This window comes from Treponema pallidum subsp. pallidum str. Nichols, from assembly GCF_000410535.2.
Lineage (GTDB): Bacteria > Spirochaetota > Spirochaetia > Treponematales > Treponemataceae > Treponema > Treponema pallidum.
In genome coordinates, this window is sequence record NC_021490.2 from 179,408 (window position 1) to 199,685 (window position 20,278).

Genomic DNA, 20,278 nt, shown 5'->3' on the forward strand with positions numbered 1-20,278 from the left:
GGGAGAGTAAAGGGGAAAGAAGGGAGGACTAGTAGTTCGGATACAGCGCAGGTACCAGATACTCGGGGGGAATCTTAGTTGGTTTGCCGCTTGTGCGCGAAACGCACACCCAGGTAATTTCCGCATCCGCGCATAGCACGTGATGCTGGTTCTCCAGCGTCTGTGAAAAGACGCCGGAAGCTTTTCCGAGCTTTAATGGTTTTACCCGGGCGCGCAACGTATCGAATAGATGCACTGCAGTGCGGTAGTGAATGTGCGCCTGGGTTACGTAGAAAGCGTAACCTGCTTCGTGCAACTGTTTGAGGTCGAACCCTATGTGGAGCAAAAAAGCGGCGCGCGCATATTCAAAATATTGGAGATATACCGCATTGTTCACGTGTCCGTATCCGTCTAGCTCATAGGATCTTACGGGGAATTCCAGCGAAAAATTCACGATAGCCTTTCTCGTTCATTGTGCTCGTGCATTTCTTCCAAAAGGTGCATGACATAGTCGACTACGATTTGTTTTTTATCCTCTGACGGTGCCGCCACGTTGTGTGTGCGGTGCCAGTCCAGCGCTTTTTCTCGAAAAAGGGCGCAGTCGTCTACAGTGCGCGCTTCAAGAAGCACGACATCCGGATGCACCGCGTCTTCCGTCATATCAGTTGAACGTTCTGCAACGCGCAAACAATTCCCATTGATTGAAATAAGGAGCAGTACCTCGGCGTGTTTTATGTAGGAGTATACTTCGCGCACCCCTCGCTTTGTTTCCGGTCTCCCGGGTCGGTAGCGTGTCCCTGCAGGAAACACGAGAATCACCTTTCCCGCGTTGCGCAGTTCCTCTAAATACTTCATAGCTGCACGATTCAGTGCTCGGCTGCGCTTTGTCTCTCTTGCAAGACAGTGCGCATCAGTGATGGTGGCCAAACTCCTACTGGGATATATCACCAGGTGATCATATCCTTCGGTGAGCATTGCCAGGATGCGATTTTCTTCACGAAGTTTAATACCGGCAATAGATACGATTTTTTCTGAAAGCATGCGCCCGGCACTACTTCCTTGTTCCATAAGGTAGAGCAGACAGGGTAAGTCAAAATTGCTGTAGTGTTCCGCAAGAATGAGTCCCCGTTTCCCTTCATTGGTTTTATGTAAAAAGGATGCGATTTGCTCATTTCCGCGCATTGTGGAGCCGGGGAGTAATATGCGGGCGACGAGGGACTCAACGATACGCCGGATAGGTTCGTTTCTCTCGTGTAACAAATTATCCTCCCGCATGAAGCGGTCTGCGCGCGTATACTGCTCCAGGAGCGGGACGATGTCGCTAAAAGTCTGCTGCAACGAATGTATACTCACTGATTGTCTCCTTGGGCGAGGCGTGCAAGGTGTGCGGGCAATTCATAAATTGTTTTTACGCGTGTCATGCGTGCAGAAGGAGGCAGTTCTGCATGACAGTCACGTTCGTCAACCAGCACGGCATGTCCGCCAAGCGCAATAAAGGCACGCACGTGCATGAGACAGTCATCGACAAAAAGCGTTTCCTGCACAGTTTTGTGTACCGCTTCAAGCGTACGTACAAAGCAGCTGTGGTGTGGTTTTCCCTTGCCTGCATGATACGTGATGTCAAAGACATCTAAAAAAAGGTCTGACAGATGAAAAAAATCCAATACGCGTTGTGCGTGCACGCGCGGTGCGTTAGTTAATGCCGTCAGTGGCATGTGCAGTGACTGTAAAAAAGGGCGGAGCATCGGATCGTACTGCAACTCCTGTATTTCGGTGGGAGGATATACGGCACGAAAGTAGTGTTCATCGTGAATGAGATTGTGCTCTGCCTTTAACCACTCAAAGGTGGTAGCATAGAGGTGCTTTGTGCGCTGGCGTAACGCGCGCGCCTCCTCACAAGATACGTGGAGAAAATGTGCAACAAATGTGTGTATGCGCTGCGTGATAGCCATTTCAATGGGATTTGTACAGGAGTACAGCGTGTTGTCTATGTCAAATAATATGTGTCTAATCACGGGTATGCTCCAATTCAGCATTTTTTAGTTTTTTGTACGGATAGTTTCAATGAGCGTGTCAAAGTAGCGCGCGTAACGCTGCGCTGTGCGCTGGTCCGCCGTGAGACTAAGTATAGAGTAGTGCGTATCAGAGTGGCGGATGAATATCTTCCATGTCTTTTTAACTGTTTTTGACGGAAGGTCAAACACTGCATAGGAAAGCGTAAGACGCGCGTGAGTGTCATTGATATGGAGTTGTTCAAGAATGTTTTTTCCCTGAGGGCCTGAATACAGAAAGAGTTGCAGCAATGCACGGAGCGCAGAATAGTCGTGCGCGCGCGGTGCAGGCACCTGGTGTACGGTGAGAAAGGCAAAGTCTGAAAGAAAGGAATTTTCTGCAATTCTTTTCCACTGCGGATCAAGTGCAATGCACACGTCATCGATGACATACTCCGTGCGTGTCAGGGTCTGATTAAGCGTTGCTGGCGGTGCATCAGTGGGCGTGGACGGGGGCATGGGGGTGAATTGAAAGAAGGCTGCGTCACTGGTGTGGTCGATCTTCCCTATCTCGCTTAGCTGGAGCATGACGCGCTGCTGCTTATCACGGAGTATTTCTAGGTGGAAGAGGGGGACAAAAGAAGCGAACTGCAGTTCGACTGCCCCTGAGAATTGTGTGCTCTTTTTACTCCGATCGGTATGCCGCGCAACAAGGGTGTGTGTATCCCGGGGAAAATGCTTCCAGCGCTGTAGTTGAGGAAAAAGATCCATGAGATAATTTATGCCAGTCAGATCCTCTGTGCGCACCGGTGAGGTGATGCGTTGTCCGGTCAGCTCAAAGCGGCCGTGCTTTTCAGTACCCGTGAAGAGAATTGTGATCCTGCGGCTTTCTGCCGGAGTACACAGCAGCGCACCGTACGTGTGTGCGTCGTAGCACAAAAAGCCAACCCATGTGGGCGATTTCCACGAATAGTCGCGATACAATACGTAATCTCCAGAGACTGGCGCCGGTTCTGTGGCCAAAAGACACCGCGCTCCCATGCTGAAAAGACACACGAGCGCTACCTTTATGTACACCGTTTTTCCTTTTCTCCTTCGTCATTTTTTTCTAAACCACGGGTGCCGTACACTGTGCTATTATGCGCAGGTCTCAGCACTGCATGCGCTGGATCCCGCTCCGGCATTCCCGTTCTTACGAACTTTCCGGGGAAGCGAGTTGTTCGAGCAGGCGTGCAATGTGCTCGGACGCCTCTTCTTGCGTAAAAAAATACGTGTGCGCACCACACCGTGTTGTGCATTCAACGCGCGGTAGCGTTTTCGCACTCAGTACCACACGAAGGGGAATACCGATTAAATCAGCGTCTGCGAACTTTACTCCGGGTCGCTCTGCACGATCATCAAACAGTACCTCAACTCCCCGTGTCCGCAGCTGCACGTACAGTGCCTCTGCTGCTGCATAGGGGGCCTGCGTGTGAGGGATGGGTATGAGCACAACTGCATAGGGGCTGATCGCAAGCGGCCAGCTGATACCCCGCGTGTCATGGTGGTTTTCCACCACAGAGGCAAGCGTGCGATCAAGGCCAATGCCATAGCAGCCCATCAGGGGGAACTGTCGTACACCCTGCTCATCAGTAAAGGTAAGGTGCATGCTGCGCGTGTATTTGTCCCCTAATTTAAAGAGGTGACCTAGTTCGTTACCCTTTTTTTCGTATAGGGGCGCTCCACAGTGTATGCACCGGTCGCCGGCGCGCACGAGCATGAGATCTGCAACTGCGTCAGGAACAAAGTCTCGACCCGGTTCTACCTGCACAAGATGCGTGTCAACTTTCAACGCACCGGTGATAGCGTTGTGCATAGCCATCACGGACTGATCTGCAACGAGGGAAAAAAATGGAATGTCAGAAGTGACGGATGCAGGCTCAGCAGCGGAGGGGAAGAACGCAGGGGTGCGAGCGGCATACGCAGCTGCAGCACGCTGTGCAAGTCCTACCGGACCAATGAATCCTACGGGGGTGCCGCTGAGTGCATACACCTCTTGTTCAGTTGCCAGTACTACAGATGGCACGCGCAGGAGCGCTTCGAGCTTTGACTCGTTGAGTTCTAGGTCGCCGCGGATGCACACTGCCACAAAATGCCCAGCCGCCTGGGGCACCGTGTCAATGCGGTAAATAAGCGTCTTGATGCAGCGATGTGCAGGTACGTGCAAGAAGTGTTCAAGTTCCTCAATAGTTTTCACGTGCGGGGTGTGCACCTCGCGCATTGCTGCAGGCGTCTTGAGATCTGACCCTTCGTGTTCGTCTTTTAGATGAGTGTCATGCGTGTCTGGGAGGGGGCGCTGTCCGACGGCCTTTTCGCAATTTGCAGCGTAGGTGCAGTGGGGACACAACAGGAGCGTGTTGTCGCCCACCGCGGACTCTACCATGAATTCCTCGGATTCCTGCCCCCCCATCGCACCGAGGTGTGCATGTACTGCAATGACTGATAGGCCGATGCGACGGAAAATGGCGCGATACGCGTGCGCAAACTTTTCGTACGTGCGCGCAAGGCATGCGCAGTCTGTGTGGAAAGAATAGGCGTCGGCCATGGTGAACTCGCGCGCGCGCATCAGTCCGTAACGCGGACGGATTTCATCGCGATATTTTGCGTTGATTTGGTAGAGACTGAGGGGAAAATGTTTGTAGGAAGTACAGTCGCCGCGCACCAAAGCGGTGAAGGATTCTTCTGCAGTCGGACTGAAAAGGAGCTCGTGATCGAGCCGATTTTTGGCGCGCAAAAGCTCTGCGCCCATGCGGTACCAGCGGCCAGATTCCTTCCACAACTCTGCAGGAGTCACGACAGGCGCGGTGCACTCCAAACACCCGATAGCCTCGAGTTCTTCCCGAATAATCGCTTCAATTTTGTGTCGAACGCGCAGGCCCAGGGGAAGGTACGCAAACAGGCCGTTGGCGATTTTTCTGACGTACCCTGCGCGCATGAGCAGCTGGTGGCTTGCGATGGTTGCATCAGCAGGTGCAGACCGCAGGGTTGGTGCAAAAAACGCAGACATCTTCACGAAACGCACCCCTCCCGCGCGTAGTATATGCCTTTTTCAGACTCTTGTGTCTTACCCGGTCTGAGCGGAGCTGCCGACAGCTCTGACAAGGTGTCCGCATCTTTGCTAAAGAAGCGTTCCTTGTTCTGGGGAGTGCGGGGTGAGCGTGCGTGCCTCGGGGACAGGGAGACCTAGGTGCGCATAGGCACGCGCGGTGGCCATGCGCCCGCGGGGGGTGCGCTGCATGAGCCCAATTTGGATAAGGTAGGGCTCGTAGTAATCCTCAAGTGTTTCCGGTGATTCCCCGAGGGAGATCGCCAGCGTTTCTGCGCCCACTGGCCCTCCGCCGAAGTGCTCAATCATGACGCGCAGCAGCTGTATGTCGTGCAGTTCTAGCCCTAATTCGTCGATCTTTAGGTGGGCAAGCCCTGCGCGTACTATCGTCTCGCTGATGTGTGCAGACCCCGCAACTTGGGCAAAATCGCGTATACGGCGCAAAAGCCGGTTGGCCACCCGGGGTGTTCCTCGCGAACACCGCGCAAGGGCTAACGCTGCGCGTGCGTCGAGCGTGATATCTAGAAGCCGCGCTGAGCGTTGCACAATGGCAGCAAGCTCCTCAGGGGTATAGAACTCGAAGCGCTCTACGATTCCAAAGCGGCTAATCAGCGGGCTTGAAACCATACCCGCGCGAGTGGTTGCACCAATGAGGGTAAACGGGGGGAGTGGGATGCGCACCGTGCGCGCGGACGGTCCCTGACCGATAACCCAATCCAGTTCGTAGTCCTCCATGGCAATGTACAGCATCTCTTCTATGGCTGGTTTGAGGCGGTGGATTTCATCCACGAAGAAGACGCTTCGCTCACTCAGCGCAGTGAGGATACCCGCTAAATCTTTTGGTTTATCAAGCGCCGGTGCGCCTGTAACCTTGCACTCAACGCCCAGCTCGCATGCAGTGATATGCGCGAGCGTCGTTTTGCCGAGCCCCGGGGGGCCGATGAGGAACAGGTGATCTAAGCTTTCGTTGCGATCGCGCGCTGCCTGAATGAAAAGACGTAAGTTGCGTTTTGTTTTCTCCTGACCTAGAAAGTCTTTCAGGAGGCGCGGTCTGAGCGCACGCTCGCGATCGTCTGTAGGTTGTGCTTCAGGGCGCACAGGACTCAGTGACGCGGTGTGATCCATAAGAGGGCGCAACTGTAGCTGCTTATGCGAGGAAGATCAAATGCTTCTTTATCATGTAGCTCGAGAGGCTCCGCGCCAGAGTGCCGTTTTCTTTTCCTGAAAGGGTACTGAAAAATTGACGTTTCCTGCGTGATCCGCTACTTTGATGCATCAAAATTCACCCAAGGAGTGTCACTTGATACGTGAAAGAATATGTGCCTGCGTGCTCGCGCTTGGCATGCTGACCGGTTTTACGCACGCATTCGGTAGCAAGGATGCCGCAGCGGACGGGAAACCCCTGGTTGTCACCACCATTGGCATGATAGCGGATGCTGTCAAAAACATCGCTCAAGGTGATGTGCATCTAAAGGGGTTGATGGGTCCTGGTGTTGACCCGCACCTGTACACGGCTACTGCGGGGGATGTGGAATGGCTCGGGAATGCGGATCTCATCCTGTACAACGGGTTGCACCTGGAAACCAAGATGGGCGAGGTGTTTTCCAAACTGCGCGGGAGCCGCTTGGTAGTTGCAGTTTCTGAGACTATTCCGGTGTCTCAGCGTCTTTCTCTTGAGGAAGCAGAGTTCGATCCGCATGTGTGGTTTGATGTAAAGCTGTGGTCTTATTCGGTGAAGGCAGTGTACGAAAGCTTGTGCAAGCTGTTGCCGGGAAAAACTCGCGAATTTACTCAACGTTATCAGGCGTACCAGCAGCAGTTGGATAAGCTTGACGCGTACGTTCGGCGCAAGGCGCAGTCGCTGCCTGCTGAAAGGCGTGTGTTGGTGACCGCTCATGATGCGTTCGGCTATTTTAGCCGTGCGTATGGTTTTGAGGTGAAGGGGTTGCAAGGGGTGAGCACCGCTTCGGAAGCCAGTGCGCATGATATGCAGGAACTGGCAGCGTTTATTGCGCAGCGTAAACTCCCTGCTATCTTTATTGAGAGTTCTATTCCGCACAAAAACGTTGAAGCGTTAAGGGATGCGGTGCAGGCAAGAGGGCACGTAGTGCAGATTGGAGGCGAGTTGTTTTCTGATGCGATGGGGGATGCGGGTACGAGCGAGGGTACCTACGTAGGGATGGTAACACACAATATCGATACGATCGTTGCTGCGTTGGCTCGCTAGCGTGGAATGTAGAGTTGAGTGGGTAGAAGAGCCGTTGGTGGTCGGCTGTACGGCAGCGCCTGTTCACGACGTGGTGATTAGTGAAGGAGGTGGCGCGCTCACCGCTGACGGCTCTTACCCGATTGAGCGAAAAGAAGGGAGCAGTATATGGCAGAGATATCAGCAACAGCTTATGCTGTCCAGGTTGACGACCTGACGCTTGCGTATCGGCAGAAGCCGGTGCTTTGGGACGTGGATGTGCGTATTCCAGAGGGGGTTATCGAGGCCATTATCGGTCCTAATGGGGCGGGCAAGTCGACCCTATTGAAGGCGATCATGGGTCTTCTGCCTCTCGCTTCCGGAGAGGTGCGTGTCTTTGGGCGTCCTTTTTCAAAAGAGCGGCGACGTGTTGCGTATGTCCCGCAGCGCAGTGCAGTGGATTGGGATTTCCCTACTACCGTTTTTGATGTGGTGCTCATGGGTTCGTACGGTTCGCTCGGTTGGATTCTTCGTCCGGGAAAAAGAGAAAAGGCGCGTGCCCGGGAAGCGATCGAGGAAGTAGGAATGGGCGCCTTTTTAGACCGACAAATCAGTGAGCTTTCAGGCGGTCAGCAGCAGCGCGTGTTTCTCGCGCGGGCCTTGGTGCAGGACGCGGATCTTTACTTCATGGATGAGCCATTTCAAGGTGTGGATGCAGCTACTGAACAAGCAATCGTTACTCTTTTAAAAACGCTGAAAGGGCGTGGGAAAACGTTGCTTGTTGTGCATCATGATTTGCAGACGGTGGCAGAGTATTTTGACCGCGTGCTGCTTTTAAATGTTCGCGTCATCGCTGAAGGGGCCGTCGTGTCTGCCTTCACCGAAGAATACGTTCAAAGAGCCTATGGCGGACGGATTAGTTCCACCCTTTTTCCGAGAGGAAATAAGGAGGATGTGCACGATGCACGCGCTCATGCGTCTGTTCTCTGACTATACGCTGCAAAATGTGGTGTTAGGCACGCTTTTTTTGGGTTTGGGTTCTGGGCTGGTCGGCAGTTTTGCGGTGCTGCGTCGACAAAGCCTTTTCGGTGACGCAGTTTCTCATGCAACCCTTCCGGGGATTGTTATCGCGTTTCTTTTAACCGGCACGAAGTCTACTGAGATACTTTTGCTGGGTGCTGCCCTCAGTGGTTTAGTAGGAACTGTGGTGATGCTAATGGTGATGCGTACTACAAAAATTGATACCGATGGTGCGCAGGGCATTGTGTTGGGTGTTTTTCTTGGGTTTGGGTTTCTATTACTCACCCACGTGCAGAAGTCGCCCCAGGCGGCAAAGGCTGGTCTGAACAAATTCATTCTAGGGCAAGCGGCCACGATTTTGCAGCGAGATGTCCTGCTCATCATTGCGATGGAGGTGGTGATCGGTTTGCTTGTACTGCTGTTTTGGAAAGAACTGAAGCTTTCTACCTTCGATCGAGACTTCTCTGCGGTGCAAGGTTTTTCTCCACAGCTTATGGAGTTCATGCTCACGGCACTCATCGTAGTTGCAGTTGTCGTAGGGGTTCAGGCAGTGGGGGTTATCTTGATGAGCGCACTGCTGACTGCGCCTGCAGTGGCAGCGCGGCAGTGGACAAACAGTTTAAGGGTTTTATGCGCGCTTGCTGCTTTATTTGGGGGTGTCTCAGGTGTTTCAGGTTCGGTTGTCTCTGCCCAGGTTCCCAGGCTTTCTACTGGCCCCGTGATAGTGTTGGTGCTGACGGGTATTGCGCTTGTCTCTATTATGCTTGGTCCTCAGCGGGGTGTTTTGTATCAACTGTGGCGGAGAAGACGGGTTTCGCTTCTTCAAGAGGAGGGGTAGAATATGACCATGGAGGTTGTGCTTATTGCAGTGGTCGTGTCGGTTGCGTGCGCGCTGTGTGGGGTTTTCTTAGTGTTGCGTAGAATATCGCTGATGAGTGACGCGATCAGTCATTCGGTTATCCTGGGGATAGTACTCGGTTATTTTCTGAGTCGTACGCTTTCTTCTTTCGTGCCTTTTGTGGGGGCAGTGATTGCGGGGATATGTTCGGTAATCTGTGCAGAACTTTTGCAGAAGACAGGGATGGTAAAGAGCGATGCAGCAGTCGGGCTTGTGTTCCCTGCAATGTTTGGGTTGGGGGTGATCCTTGTGTCGTTGTATGCAGGGAATGTACATCTTGATACAGATGCGGTACTGCTTGGGGAAATTGGACTTGCGCCCTTGGATAGGGTTTCGTTTTTTGCTTGGTCCTTGCCTAGGAGTCTGGTACAGATGGGGTCCGTCTTGTGTGGATTACTGCTGTTGCTTGCGCTCTTTTTCAAGGAACTCAAGATTTCTACGTTTGATCCGGTGCTTGCCACGAGTTTGGGTTTTTCTCCTACGCTTATTAATTATGGGCTTATGCTCGCGGTGAGTATTACCTGTGTGGGAGCCTTCGATTCGGTGGGTGCAGTGTTGGTCATTGCATTGATGATTACACCGCCTGCAGCAGCGCTTTTGTTGACAGATAACTTGTTGTTGATGTTGGTCCTTGCTTCATTGCTCGCCTCTTGTGCGTCCATTAGTGGGCTTTTTCTTGCGGTGAAGATAGACGGCAGCATTGCAGGAGCAATGGCTACCATGGCGGGCGTTCTGTTCGCGTTGGTGTACCTTTTCTCTCCAAAACACGGGGTTGTGCGCAGGTGTCTGGTAATGCGTGCTTTGAAACTTGATCTAGATGTGGTGACACTTGCCGTGCATCTTGCAACACACCGTTACACGGTGGAGCGCAGCGTGGAGTGCGCTGAAGTGCACCTGACAGAACATGTGAGTTGGTCTGCGCGCAGGGCGGCCCGCGTGGTGCGTACCGCGCTCAGGCGAGGGATGGTAGAGCGTCACGGTGCCTTGCTGCTACTCACTGCGCAGGGTGTGTCGCTCGCGCAGGCGCGATTGGATGTATCCGTGTAGGCTGAGTCGATGTCGTTAGTGTCAGATATTGCAGCAGAGAATTATTTGAAGACAGTGGTAAAGGCGTTGGCGCGGTCTCGTCGGGAGCGCGTGGGTACCGGGGAGTTGTCTCGCCTTTTACACGTGACGCCGGGGACTATCAGCACAATGGTGAAGCGCTTGGAAAAGGGTGGCTATGTGCAACGCACGCATCGTCTTGGCTGTACGTTAACCAGAAAGGGGGCAGTTTTTGGATCTGCAGTGTTAAGGAAGCATCGCTTGTTGGAGAGTTTTCTTTCCCAGGTATTGTGTTTAGAAGCAGGGGTGGTGCACAAAGAAGCGGAAATGCTTGAGCATGCGTGTTCTGACGAGCTCATCGACGTTATTGATCGCTATTTGCAGTATCCTACGCGGGATCCTCACGGGCAGCCGATCCCAAGAAAGGATACGCTTTTGGATTTGTATGTTGAGGACGATGTGCCAGGTGTATGATCTTTTTGTATGGGGTGAGGATGCGCCTTTTGTCAGATAAAAGGGGATGTGCAAAACGTATTGTTGAGAGGAGAGGGCCATGAAGCTTGTGTTGATCCGTCATGGAGAAAGTGAATGGAACAGGCTGAACCTGTTCACTGGTTGGACAGATGTTCCGCTTACCCCACGTGGGGAGTCGGAAGCCCAGGAAGGAGGCCGCGTACTGCAAGAAGCGGGGTTTGATTTTGACCTATGCTACACTTCTTTCTTGAAACGTGCCATTCGTACGCTCAATTTTGTACTCCAGGCACTGGACCGTGAGTGGTTGCCGGTTCACAAAAGCTGGAAATTGAACGAGCGGCATTATGGGGATCTACAAGGTTTAAATAAGACAGAGACGGCGCAGAAGTATGGTGAGCAGCAGGTTAGGGTGTGGCGTCGCTCCTTTGATGTGGCTCCTCCTCCGCTTACTGTAGGGGACGCACGTTGTCCGCATACTCAAGCCTCCTACCGGGGGGTATGCGCGTCTGGTCGGACGCCAGTACTTCCGTTTACGGAAAGTTTGAAAGATACCGTTGCGCGTGTGGTGCCGTATTTTGAAGAGGAAATCAAACCGCAGATGATTTCCGGACAGCGTGTGCTTATTGTGGCGCATGGTAACTCGTTGCGCGCACTGATGAAGCACATAGAGTCTTTGGATGAGACTCAGATAATGGAAGTAAATTTGCCTACCGGTGTACCGCTTGTCTATGAGTTCGAGGCGGATTTTACCCTGTGTGGGAAGCGTTTTTTAGGTAATGAGGCGGATGTTGCAGCGAGGGCGCAGGCTGTGGCTGATCAGGGTAAGAGTAACTAACTAAACCTGCGTGTCGTATCCTCTGGTCGTATGTATGATTGTAAGGCTCCGCTTCAAGCTGGGGCGGAGCGTCCTGCTTTGTGGCTTGACTTCGGGCTCTAGTCGTGGTACGCTCTGTGCGTCACCGCAGGGTGGAGCAGTTGGCAGCTCGTCGGGCTCATAACCCGGAGGCCGGAGGTTCGAGTCCTCTCCCTGCTATATTCCGTTCATTTATCGGTGTGCCTTGTGGTCGGGGCTTTTTCCTGACCTTCAAGGGACAGCTTTTTTCCGTGCCTGGGTTGCGAGTGCGCGTTTTCGTGTTTTTCACGGGGAGGGTGCGTGACGGTCGGCGTTTTTGCTGCACTGGGAGAGGAGGTTGCGCGCGTACGTGAGTGTCTCGGGGGAGTAGGTACAGAGCGGGCAGGGCTCACGTTCTATGTTGTGTCGGTGGGTGCGCTTCAGGTGGTGTATGTGTGCGGCGGTGTTGGGAAAGTGAATGCAGCGCTTTGCACTCAACTACTCATTTCGGAGTTTGGTGCGCGTGTGCTTATCAATACAGGAATTGCAGGTGCTCTCGATGAGCGCTTGTGTGTTTTTGATGTGCTAGTTTCTGTCGATGCAGTGCAGCATGATGTAGACGTTACCGCTTTTGGTTACCAGAAAGGGCGTATTCCGCGCATGGATTCTGTAGAGTGGACTGCGAACACGGCATTGCGGTATTTGGTGCGGGAAGCCTTTGATCTCTGCACACGGGATCCGGAGTGGACCGAGGGTGCTTGTGCGCTCTCTGGCTCGGGGGATCCGCCTTCTCGCGTTTCTCGTTTAGTCGAAGGGCGCGTCGCCTCAGGGGATCTTTTCGTGTCAGATGCGCAAACACGTGCACGCATTATACGCGAATTTGGTGCGCATGGTGTGGAAATGGAGGGGGCAGCCTTTGCGCATGTAGCGTCAGTTAATGGCGTCCCCTTTGTTATTATACGCTGTATATCCGACGGTGCGGGTGCTGAGCAGGATGTCTCTATGAGTTATAAAGAGTTTTCGACGCGTGCGGCGCGGCGTTCTGCCCTTTTGACGTTGCGTGTTCTTGAGCGTCTCAGCGCTTTACGCACATCGGTAGTGGCTTCTCTTTTCCCGATGGTCGTGGTGTAATGGTCGGGAGTAAGACAGTGGGCTGAGCAGTCGGGCGATGCTGTGGGGGGCTTGTGTAGGTGTATACCCAGTTGTTATACTGCGGCACTCGGAGGTTTTATGGTGAAAAGAGGTGGCGCGTTCGCGCTGTGTCTTGCGGTGTTGCTTGGGGCGTGTTCATTTAGTTCTATCCCGAATGGCACGTACCGGGCGACGTATCAGGATTTTGATGAGAATGGTTGGAAGGACTTTCTCGAGGTTACTTTTGATGGTGGCAAGATGGTGCAGGTGGTTTACGATTATCAGCATAAAGAAGGGCGGTTTAAGTCCCAGGACGCTGACTACCATCGGGTCATGTATGCATCCTCGGGCATAGGTCCTGAAAAGGCCTTCAGAGAGCTCGCCGATGCTTTGCTTGAAAAGGGTAATCCCGAGATGGTGGATGTGGTCACCGGTGCAACTGTTTCTTCCCAGAGTTTCAGGAGGTTGGGTGCTGCGCTTCTGCAGAGTGCGCGGCGCGGCGAGAAGGAAGCCATTATTAGCAGGTAGACCGGTCCGGGACATCCCTATAAGCTGAAGACCGATACGGGCGCCCACACTGGTGGGGGGCCTCGAAAGCGATGATGGGGTGTGCGGGGTCTTCTCGCGCCCTCTTCACCGACGCGTGCGCCTCCTCAATTAAGTGGGCCGCGGTAGTTAGTCTGGACGTACGCGTCGCGATGCCGATAAGGACGCGTGCGCTCTCAATGGCGCCGCACAGCTCCTTGTGTATATCCCTCGCGAGTACCATCGCCTCTTCGAGGCTTGCGTCTTGTACGATACCCGCGAAGCAGCAACTACCCTCGAATTCAAAGAGCATATCCCGAAATTTGAAGAACTCCACGAGCTTTTTCGCTGCGTCCGCAACGGCTGTCTGGTGCGCGGGGTGCTCCACCTGTACTATCATTAGCGTTAGGTCTTGTTCGGAAGCGGTGGCGCGTCCTAATTCTGCCTCAAGCCTTTCCTCCAGATAGGCCCGCCAACCGACCCCGGTTAAGGGATTGAAAAGACCATAGGTGCTCTTTTTTTCATGAACGGGAAGCAGCGTCTGCCCGCACCCTTCCTCACCGGAAGAGGAAGACATCCGGCCCTCCCCCCCTGTATGTTCCTGGAACACCGAGTCATGTATGGAAAAAAGCTCCTCGTCAGAATGGTTGTACAAATGTAAACCTTCGAGGTCGCTCACGCTCTCCTTAGAAGCAAGGTCCTGCCCATGAGTTTCAAAAGACGGACACTGACACTCAGGCGGTGTACCAGGCGACACCTGGGCCTCGTCTGTCCGAGAGCGCGCAGTACCTTGAGGTCCAGCAGGACGAGGGCGCGCGTCCCCCTGTGCGCACTGGAATCGGCGCACGCTCAGATACTCAATAACCAAAAAGACCATGCTTGATATGGTGAGGGTGAGCATAACCAGAAAGACCACGCAACCCCTAAAAAAGATATTCGCGGGAGTGAGTACCCTCAACGCTGCGGTAAACAACAAGCATTCGTCTTTGGCTTGATAAGGCACTCTTCCCGAAAAGATTTTTATGAAAAGAGAGCTACTTCTCGGTACTAACTCACTTCCCCCACCAGCAACGAACATGAGGTCGTCGTACGTCCAGGAGAACAACTGCACCCGGTTAGAAAAAATATTCAGCGCCATGATAAGGTCATCATTTTTACACAAATTCTGGATAAAATCCGCCTCTGCATCTGTCAACTGCCTTTTGGATGTCACGCGCGGTGCAATCCGCCTGATCACTTGTGCAAAGCGCTGCTGCGCCCCGACGGTATTTCTTTGAATCGCTTGTGAAATAGAGAAGGCGAACCAAGCCACCGTTAAGACCATGATCGCGATAGCAAAAACGGCATAGGCGCGCACGCACGTCCTACTCATTGTACCTAGTATAGCGAAGTACATCCTCCAGTACAAGTTCTAGGATTCGAAAGATAGGTGCCTGCGGTGTACGCTTTGTTTTGTACCACGTTATAAAGGGTAGCATGGCGAGGAGTGCCGCGGCGTGTTTGCTTCTCAGTTGTGCGTGGAAAAAATTAATAAATTGTTTGTAGGGAAATGCGCGAAAATCTGCTGCATGCCATGGGCGTGCACCTGGCGTAATTTGATCGAAATTTCTTTTATATTGGTCGAGTATTTCGTTTGAGTAGGTAATTCCTCCTTGTGTGTTGTCCTGTCTTGTCGGGGTGCGAAACATCAGATTACAGAACTGTGTTTCAAGCGGCGATATGCGCAGTATTTTCTGTTCGAACTGTTTAGAAAGATATGTCCCTCGTGCATATGGCTTTCCGTTGGTGTAGGAAAAGTCTGTTCCAACAGAAGTGATACGGGTAAACCCTAGAAAGGAAGCCACCGAATAGGCGGCGCCAGCCACCGTTCCCGAACTAGTTTCTAAAAAAGGTAGGGAAGAAAAACGACTTGCGTATACACTAAAAGGGTGACCTCCTCCGGTGAAAATAAGTGAATTACCATTCAAATAAAAACTGCGTACTGCGCATGGACACGCGCATATGTCGAATATTGCAGTTACCTGTGAAGGGAATGAACACATAGTGTGTGCATACGAGATGTATTGCGGATCAATGCTGATAAAAAAATCTGGCATAAGACCGCCTGTGCAACACACGGGAAAAGCAGTATCGCATGCAAAAATAGTGTACACATCCCTATGTGAACGTATTTTTTCAATACCTTTTTCAAGACTTGGCCCTGCACCTAATATGATCGCCTCAGTTTGTGTATTGATGTTCGGTAGCTTTGGTGTGAATATCTGTGCATATCTTAGATTGAGTAATGCGTTTCTCATCCAAAGCTTTCCAAAGTGCACTTGGACTGAAAAGTCGGCACGAATGATTTTCATTGCTTGGCTGGTAAGCTCAGCGATCTTTTGTTCGCTTGTGGGAAAAAATGCCTTCCAGGGTTGTAGATAGTGAACAAAAAAATTGCCGTGGATGATGGGCATATAACACTGTGCAATTTCTTGTGATGCACTACCGTGGGTGAGCGGATGAAGAAAGTGGACGCGTTCTTGGACGATAATATGCGTGAGGTCCACCTGCTCCAGGAGTGCACGGAAACTCGCGTAATCAAATTCACATACCGCGCAGCATGCGTGACGAAATTTTTCTAAGAAAACACTGATGTGGATACCTGCCCCGATGCCACAAAAAAGAATGAAGCATGGCTGCGCAGGCAGAGTTCTTTCTGCTTCTATCCATGGGTTGTATCTTGAGTGGAGTGTCCGATTGTTCCTAAAGAAGGGAATGTTTTCTCCTGTGTGTGCAGTCAATGTGCCGGCGTATATTCCGTTAGAATGGGTGCGCTCCAGTGTCAAGGCGATATCCTGATAGCGCATTCTGAGCGCTCGGATATTTTTTTTAAACACATTAGTCATATGCTGAGCTTGTTCCTAAGTTGAACGATTTCATGGCGCACCTTGTGAATGAGAGTTTGTGTTCCCTGAGAAGGGTTTTTTCTCAGGTGAAGTAGCTCAGCGTATGCAAGAAACTCAAAAGCCTCTTTTTCTATGCCGGAGCTGGCTATACTGGATGCGATACGTGCATGGTGTGCACTGCGTGTGATGCGTTCAAAGTAGTGGCGGAGCACTGCCTTTTTGTGGATGCGCGAAATCGGCGGCCCTTCTGAAAAGGTGAATGTATCCTTTTTGGCGAAGGCGTGTTGGGAGAAATCTTCATACGTGATGGTACGTACATTGGAAGGTGGTGCGTGTTCTGTATTTAGCCGTGTAAGTTTCTGGATTTTCTCTTGTGGGAGACTGTAAAACCAGTGTGCGTATGTTTCTAGTGAGCGATTGTCAAAATTTCCTGCAATGCAGGTCGCAAGTGGCTCAGTTCTCTTGGGATTAAAACGTTTGAAGGAAGCATGTGGACGTGCGTGTTGGAATCCCTTTCCCGGGTGCAAATCGAGTCCGGCCAAATAAATAGAATGTACCCCACACTGTAAAAGATATTCGAGTGCAGTCCCCATGACACTCCCATGTCTTTGTGCAGAAACCGAAGGGATGTGCAGGTGTTGCAGAAAGAAGTGTTCTGTATGCGAATGGTAGTTGAGCAAAGAAATTGGAGAGTATTTAAACACACGTGGAGGAATGCACGCTTCTAAGGGAAACAACACCGGAAGGGTAGGCGCTGGCGGAAAATGCTCTGCGGCCCAAAAACTGCCGTCCGTGCTCATGCAGATATCAGGAGAAATATTGCGGTAGAGAAGTGCCTGCAGTGCTGAGGAGACCGCAACTATGGGAAGTCCGACTCGGGTGATTTGCTCGAGTCCGAAACCTGCAGCCACACACAACACTTCCGGTGCGGTCAGGCACACCCGTACCGGGCGCTCAAGAAAAAATACATTTCTCAGTGTATTCAGTAACCAACGTTTTCCGAAGTATATGCGCGTGGCGATTTCACTCTGAATTACTTTGATGGTATAGGTGATTTCTTGCCATGTGGACTGAGCTTGTGCGCGCCATATTCGGTTTGCTGGCTCCCAGGGAACAAACGCGGTTTGCCCGAGCAATTCGTCAGGGATATGATTAATTAAGAAAGAATGCAAACTGCCGCAGTCTGGTCTCCAGACTGCGTCCCACTGGATATCGGATGAAGTGAACGCATCGTTTGTGTATCGAACTGCGATAAGCTTTGCATGTGGAAAGCGTGCCCGCAAAAACTCCGCGGTGTACGACTCACCCGGCTCTGTTATTACCACAATGCGGCGACCTTCTAGGATCGCAGCGACAAAACGCTCCGCCTCCCTTCTTGGGTTATATTTTGAGTGGAGGTTCAGCGACACGTCTCCCCGGTTTCGTACTGCAAGAAACGGAGGACGTCCGTCTGCGCGCGAGTAGTTCCACTGCTTGTGATGAGAAGTGAATTCTCCGCGTGGTTAACAAAGTACGCGCTGACGCCACGGGTAAGTTGGTTTAGGTACAGCTCAGGATCGACGGGAAAGGAAGAAAAGACCACAACGCGCAGCTCCCGGGAAGCGACGCATGAGGCAAGGTTGTCGTTCCCTACGAGCGTTAATAGCTGGTTGCTCAGCGCACAGCAGCGGCGTACCATACTCAGCTCTTCCTGAAGAACGGCGGGGGGCAACGCACTCTGGTTGATGCTGATAGTGAACAGGTTTGCCATCCGCTGATTGTTCAGGGCGAACTCGAGCTGGGAGCAGCTCGGTGCCAACTCCGGCTGTCGCGGATACACGGGCCTACTCGCCTCGATAAACGAGAAGCGCGCCTGTACGGCAAGGATAAAGGAACGCACGCGCTCCTCGCCTGATGCATCACCGTGAAGGTCTGCAGCGAGGGCACCTTCCTCGACGTCGGTTCGGGTATCAAAGAGCACTAGGTATACGCGCACGCTTCCAGCGGAAAACGGATACAAGTGGAGCGCACGCAGCGTGCTGAATAGATGGGAAGAGAAGTAACCCTGCAATTCGGTAAGTTCCTGCCTGAACAGGGTCGTCCACTGCTCCGCAGGCAGGCCGGGCGAAAGGAGGGAGGTGGGAACACGCATACGGTAAAACGTGGTGGTGTCAATCCCGAAGGGGAAACGCAGGTCAAACATGCGCTCTTCAGTGAGAAAGAGAAAACCCGCGCGGGGAATTCCGAGAGATTCAACCAGCTGTACGAACTGCAGCTCCAGGCGGTAGTACTCGCAGGAGACACCCGAGCTACGCCGGATGCGGGAAGCGCGCGCGATAAGACCCATTAGGAAATCCCTAGCTCGTCAAAGAGGTGTTTGTACGTGTGGAAATACTCCGATCGCGCAAACTCCTCGATCTTCTCCTCGGGCAGACTTTCGAGCAGCCGGTCCATATACCCGAGCACAGAGCGCACCTCGTCGGCAAGGCTCTTTGAGAGGGGAGGTGCAAGGTTGGCAGAATCCCCCTGCGCAGGACGGGCCGCTTCCGATTGGGGCGGGGACTCGATTGCCACCGGCGTGGCAACCTCCGAAGACTCAGAGGCGGCGGTTTCAATCGCGTGGGGAGCAGAAAACTCTAGCGAGGGAACGGAGACGTCCAACTCCTGCTCTTCTGGCAGTGGGAACGATGTATCTTCGCGCTGGGTGTCTTCGTCGTCGAAGACATTTTCAGTATTGAGGGGCTGCTCGGCACCGGCTGCATCGAGGCCGGTGGAGGAAACGTGCGCCCGTTGAGCCTCAGGCGATGCGTCATCTTTGGCAACAGGAGACGGATCGGCCGCAGCGTCACGATCCGCGTGAGCCCCCTGCTCTTTCACATCGAAAACTTCGTTTCCAAGAGTAGCACGCCCCTGTTGTACCCACTGCTCCTGCGCGACGCGCGCTGCAGCGTGGTCGTCCTCCTCTAGGTAGCTGAAATCGCCTGCAGCGGACCCGATGTGAGAGGACTCAAAACCACTGAGTTCACCACCAAATGCGTCGGCCGCAGAGTCTTTCCCATCTTCCTCGGTAAACTCAGAGGTGATGAGGATATTGTTCAGCTCATCGTTGGTAAGCGCAATCGTCTCGTCTGGATCATCGTCACAGAAAAACCCGGAGTAGGCAGCCTCTGTTCCTTCCGGAGCCGGAGCGGTGGCGGGAGCCTGAGCAGGCTCGGCGCCAGCTTGCCGGGAGAAGGTTCCCTTCAGCTGGTCTAGATCAGCGCGGATACTGCTGATTTCCTGTGCAATTTTCAGAAGCAAATCGGTGGAAGCATCGCCTGAGGTACTGGCCTGCGCCCCCTGCGCGGCCACCTGGGCATCACCCATGAGGGACTGCGCAACTGCGTCCACGTCACTGAATGGGGCGCCGCGTACCGGTCCTTCCGAAGAAGGCTCCGAAGCAGAGTAAGTGATAGGGTCGGAATCGACCGGGTATTCCGGTGCGTCGTGGCTCAAACTCGAGAGCAAGTCGTCGAACTCTGTGGTGTCGCACGACCCGCTGGGGCAGGGCATGCTGCACCCGCGCGGCTCTGGCGGCTCTTCGGTCACAACGGAGCTCATCGCTGCCGATAGATCAACTCTGTCGTCCTGAGACTGCGCGGTGCGTGTGACCAAATCGTCGAACGACGGCACCTCCGAGTAAGCGGCATCTCCGGCTGGCGCATCTGCCGCCTGGTCGGAGGAGGACTCGCCACCCGGAGCGTGGCTGCACCCGCGAGCGAGCACCTCGTCCTCCACGGAGAGGTCAACAAAGCCACGAGAATCCTCTGCAGAGGACTGCACAGGAAGCGCACGGTACACATGGTGCCGCACCGCATCCACGCGCGCACCCGGGGGAGCGTGTTGGGCAGGCGCCTCTGGATCCTCTGGGCCACCTGAGCTGACGGGTGGCTCCTGCGCTTCCGGCGGTACCTTTACCCACACGCCACACGCATCCCAGGCACGGTCTTCCCCCTGCTCCTGAGGGCGTGCAGTTGCGTGTGGACTGTCCATTTCTGCTGACTCTGATCCCATAGCATCTTCCTCTGTGCCGTGAACTCCCTCACACATCCTGTGTCGGCAGCCGTGCCGCAAAGCATGAGCATAGCGTGTGCGGTCCGTTTTTTCAACAATTCGTAAAAGCACCCCGTTCTTACGCCGTAAATGACGGCAACGCGCGGGTGCGGAAGGCACCTGCAGTGCCTGTGTCATTACCTCCTGGCGGGGGGGGG

General features: G+C 53.3%; 19 protein-coding genes and 1 tRNA gene. 9 read left to right on the top strand and 11 right to left on the bottom strand.

What is annotated here, in order from left to right; genetic code table 11:
* Positions 1–28: 28 nt before the first annotated feature.
* From TPANIC_RS00800 to ruvB, 6 genes are all read right to left on the bottom strand, one after another.
* Positions 29–433, bottom strand: coding sequence for an acyl-CoA thioesterase (locus tag TPANIC_RS00800; RefSeq protein ID WP_010881603.1), 405 nt, complete (start codon positions 431–433; stop codon positions 29–31).
* Entirely contained in the window at positions 430–1,332 is a 903-nt protein-coding gene (locus TPANIC_RS00805) for a 1-acyl-sn-glycerol-3-phosphate acyltransferase (protein WP_010881604.1), read from the bottom strand. Before TPANIC_RS00805 ends, TPANIC_RS00800 begins: the two co-directional genes overlap by 4 nt.
* Positions 1,329–2,015 (bottom strand): pyrimidine 5'-nucleotidase, encoded by a 687-nt coding sequence (locus TPANIC_RS00810; protein ID WP_010881605.1) that lies wholly within the window; start codon positions 2,013–2,015, stop codon positions 1,329–1,331. Before TPANIC_RS00810 ends, TPANIC_RS00805 begins: the two co-directional genes overlap by 4 nt.
* Before the next feature lie 3 nt (positions 2,016–2,018).
* Positions 2,019–3,047 (bottom strand): DUF7954 domain-containing protein, encoded by a 1,029-nt coding sequence (locus TPANIC_RS00815; RefSeq protein WP_010881606.1) that lies wholly within the window; start codon positions 3,045–3,047, stop codon positions 2,019–2,021.
* 115 nt (positions 3,048–3,162) lie between these two features.
* Positions 3,163–5,016 (bottom strand): proline--tRNA ligase, encoded by a 1,854-nt coding sequence (locus TPANIC_RS00820; RefSeq protein ID WP_010881607.1) that lies wholly within the window; start codon positions 5,014–5,016, stop codon positions 3,163–3,165.
* A 111-nt stretch (positions 5,017–5,127) separates the two neighbouring features.
* Entirely contained in the window at positions 5,128–6,180 is a 1,053-nt protein-coding gene (ruvB, locus tag TPANIC_RS00825; RefSeq protein WP_010881609.1) for a Holliday junction branch migration DNA helicase RuvB, read from the bottom strand.
* Positions 6,181–6,355: 175 nt separating this feature from the next.
* Here ruvB and troA point away from each other — a divergent pair, with 175 nt between their 5' ends.
* From troA to TPANIC_RS00870, 9 genes are all read left to right on the top strand, one after another.
* The gene (gene troA, locus TPANIC_RS00830; RefSeq protein WP_010881610.1) at positions 6,356–7,282 is read left to right on the top strand and encodes a transition metal ABC transporter substrate-binding protein TroA; all 927 of its coding nucleotides are present in this window, start codon (positions 6,356–6,358) and stop codon (positions 7,280–7,282) included.
* A 147-nt stretch (positions 7,283–7,429) separates the two neighbouring features.
* Positions 7,430–8,230 (top strand): transition metal ABC transporter ATP-binding protein TroB, encoded by an 801-nt coding sequence (gene troB / locus TPANIC_RS00835; protein WP_010881611.1) that lies wholly within the window; start codon positions 7,430–7,432, stop codon positions 8,228–8,230.
* Positions 8,202–9,098: a transition metal ABC transporter permease subunit TroC gene (gene troC, locus TPANIC_RS00840; protein ID WP_010881612.1), complete on the top strand. Its 897-nt coding sequence runs from the start codon at positions 8,202–8,204 to the stop codon at positions 9,096–9,098. The genes troB and troC overlap by 29 nt, the downstream gene beginning before the upstream one ends.
* Positions 9,099–9,101: 3 nt before the next feature.
* A complete protein-coding gene (troD, locus tag TPANIC_RS00845; RefSeq protein ID WP_014342310.1) occupies positions 9,102–10,205 on the top strand; it encodes a transition metal ABC transporter permease subunit TroD in 1,104 nt (367 codons plus the stop codon).
* Between the two features lie 9 nt (positions 10,206–10,214).
* Positions 10,215–10,676 (top strand): manganese/iron-sensitive transcriptional repressor TroR, encoded by a 462-nt coding sequence (troR, locus tag TPANIC_RS00850; RefSeq protein WP_010881614.1) that lies wholly within the window; start codon positions 10,215–10,217, stop codon positions 10,674–10,676.
* Positions 10,677–10,755: 79 nt separating this feature from the next.
* Positions 10,756–11,511: a 2,3-diphosphoglycerate-dependent phosphoglycerate mutase gene (gene gpmA, locus TPANIC_RS00855; protein WP_010881615.1), complete on the top strand. Its 756-nt coding sequence runs from the start codon at positions 10,756–10,758 to the stop codon at positions 11,509–11,511.
* A gap of 125 nt (positions 11,512–11,636) precedes the next feature.
* Positions 11,637–11,709 (top strand) — tRNA-Met (locus tag TPANIC_RS00860).
* A gap of 120 nt (positions 11,710–11,829) precedes the next feature.
* On the top strand, positions 11,830–12,639 hold the full coding sequence (locus TPANIC_RS00865) for a 5'-methylthioadenosine/adenosylhomocysteine nucleosidase (RefSeq protein WP_010881617.1): 810 nt from the start codon (positions 11,830–11,832) through the stop codon (positions 12,637–12,639).
* 99 nt (positions 12,640–12,738) lie between these two features.
* On the top strand, positions 12,739–13,167 hold the full coding sequence (locus TPANIC_RS00870) for an FMN-binding protein (RefSeq protein ID WP_010881618.1): 429 nt from the start codon (positions 12,739–12,741) through the stop codon (positions 13,165–13,167).
* Here the strand turns inward: TPANIC_RS00870 and TPANIC_RS00875 are convergent.
* Genes TPANIC_RS00875 through TPANIC_RS00895 form a run of 5 tightly spaced genes read right to left on the bottom strand, consistent with a single transcriptional unit; the run spans position 13,157 to position 20,258 of the window.
* On the bottom strand, positions 13,157–14,536 hold the full coding sequence (locus TPANIC_RS00875; protein ID WP_014342312.1) for a GGDEF domain-containing protein: 1,380 nt from the start codon (positions 14,534–14,536) through the stop codon (positions 13,157–13,159). The two genes, TPANIC_RS00870 and TPANIC_RS00875, sit on opposite strands and share 11 nt — an antisense overlap.
* Positions 14,529–16,049: a motility associated factor glycosyltransferase family protein gene (locus TPANIC_RS00880; protein ID WP_014342313.1), complete on the bottom strand. Its 1,521-nt coding sequence runs from the start codon at positions 16,047–16,049 to the stop codon at positions 14,529–14,531. The genes TPANIC_RS00875 and TPANIC_RS00880 overlap by 8 nt, the downstream gene beginning before the upstream one ends.
* A complete protein-coding gene (locus TPANIC_RS00885) occupies positions 16,046–17,458 on the bottom strand; it encodes a 6-hydroxymethylpterin diphosphokinase MptE-like protein (protein WP_014342314.1) in 1,413 nt (470 codons plus the stop codon). Before TPANIC_RS00885 ends, TPANIC_RS00880 begins: the two co-directional genes overlap by 4 nt.
* Positions 17,449–18,375 (bottom strand): YkoF family thiamine-binding protein, encoded by a 927-nt coding sequence (locus TPANIC_RS00890; protein WP_010881625.1) that lies wholly within the window; start codon positions 18,373–18,375, stop codon positions 17,449–17,451. Before TPANIC_RS00890 ends, TPANIC_RS00885 begins: the two co-directional genes overlap by 10 nt.
* Positions 18,375–20,258 carry a hypothetical protein gene (locus TPANIC_RS00895; RefSeq protein ID WP_010881626.1) on the bottom strand — a complete coding sequence of 628 codons (1,884 nt, stop codon included), beginning with the start codon at positions 20,256–20,258 and terminating at the stop codon, positions 18,375–18,377. Before TPANIC_RS00895 ends, TPANIC_RS00890 begins: the two co-directional genes overlap by 1 nt.
* Positions 20,259–20,278: the final 20 nt, after the last annotated feature.

Coding starts and splice junctions, on each gene's coding strand:
- TPANIC_RS00810 (WP_010881605.1), bottom strand. CDS start 2,015: ATGCTGAATTGGAGCATACCCGTGATTAGACACATATTATTTGACATA.
- TPANIC_RS00820 (WP_010881607.1), bottom strand. CDS start 5,016: ATGTCTGCGTTTTTTGCACCAACCCTGCGGTCTGCACCTGCTGATGCA.
- ruvB (WP_010881609.1), bottom strand. CDS start 6,180: ATGGATCACACCGCGTCACTGAGTCCTGTGCGCCCTGAAGCACAACCT.
- troB (WP_010881611.1), top strand. CDS start 7,430: ATGGCAGAGATATCAGCAACAGCTTATGCTGTCCAGGTTGACGACCTG.
- troC (WP_010881612.1), top strand. CDS start 8,202: ATGCACGCGCTCATGCGTCTGTTCTCTGACTATACGCTGCAAAATGTG.
- troD (WP_014342310.1), top strand. CDS start 9,102: ATGACCATGGAGGTTGTGCTTATTGCAGTGGTCGTGTCGGTTGCGTGC.
- troR (WP_010881614.1), top strand. CDS start 10,215: ATGTCGTTAGTGTCAGATATTGCAGCAGAGAATTATTTGAAGACAGTG.
- gpmA (WP_010881615.1), top strand. CDS start 10,756: ATGAAGCTTGTGTTGATCCGTCATGGAGAAAGTGAATGGAACAGGCTG.
- TPANIC_RS00870 (WP_010881618.1), top strand. CDS start 12,739: ATGGTGAAAAGAGGTGGCGCGTTCGCGCTGTGTCTTGCGGTGTTGCTT.
- TPANIC_RS00875 (WP_014342312.1), bottom strand. CDS start 14,536: ATGAGTAGGACGTGCGTGCGCGCCTATGCCGTTTTTGCTATCGCGATC.
- TPANIC_RS00880 (WP_014342313.1), bottom strand. CDS start 16,049: ATGACTAATGTGTTTAAAAAAAATATCCGAGCGCTCAGAATGCGCTAT.
- TPANIC_RS00890 (WP_010881625.1), bottom strand. CDS start 18,375: ATGGGTCTTATCGCGCGCGCTTCCCGCATCCGGCGTAGCTCGGGTGTC.
- TPANIC_RS00895 (WP_010881626.1), bottom strand. CDS start 20,258: ATGACACAGGCACTGCAGGTGCCTTCCGCACCCGCGCGTTGCCGTCAT.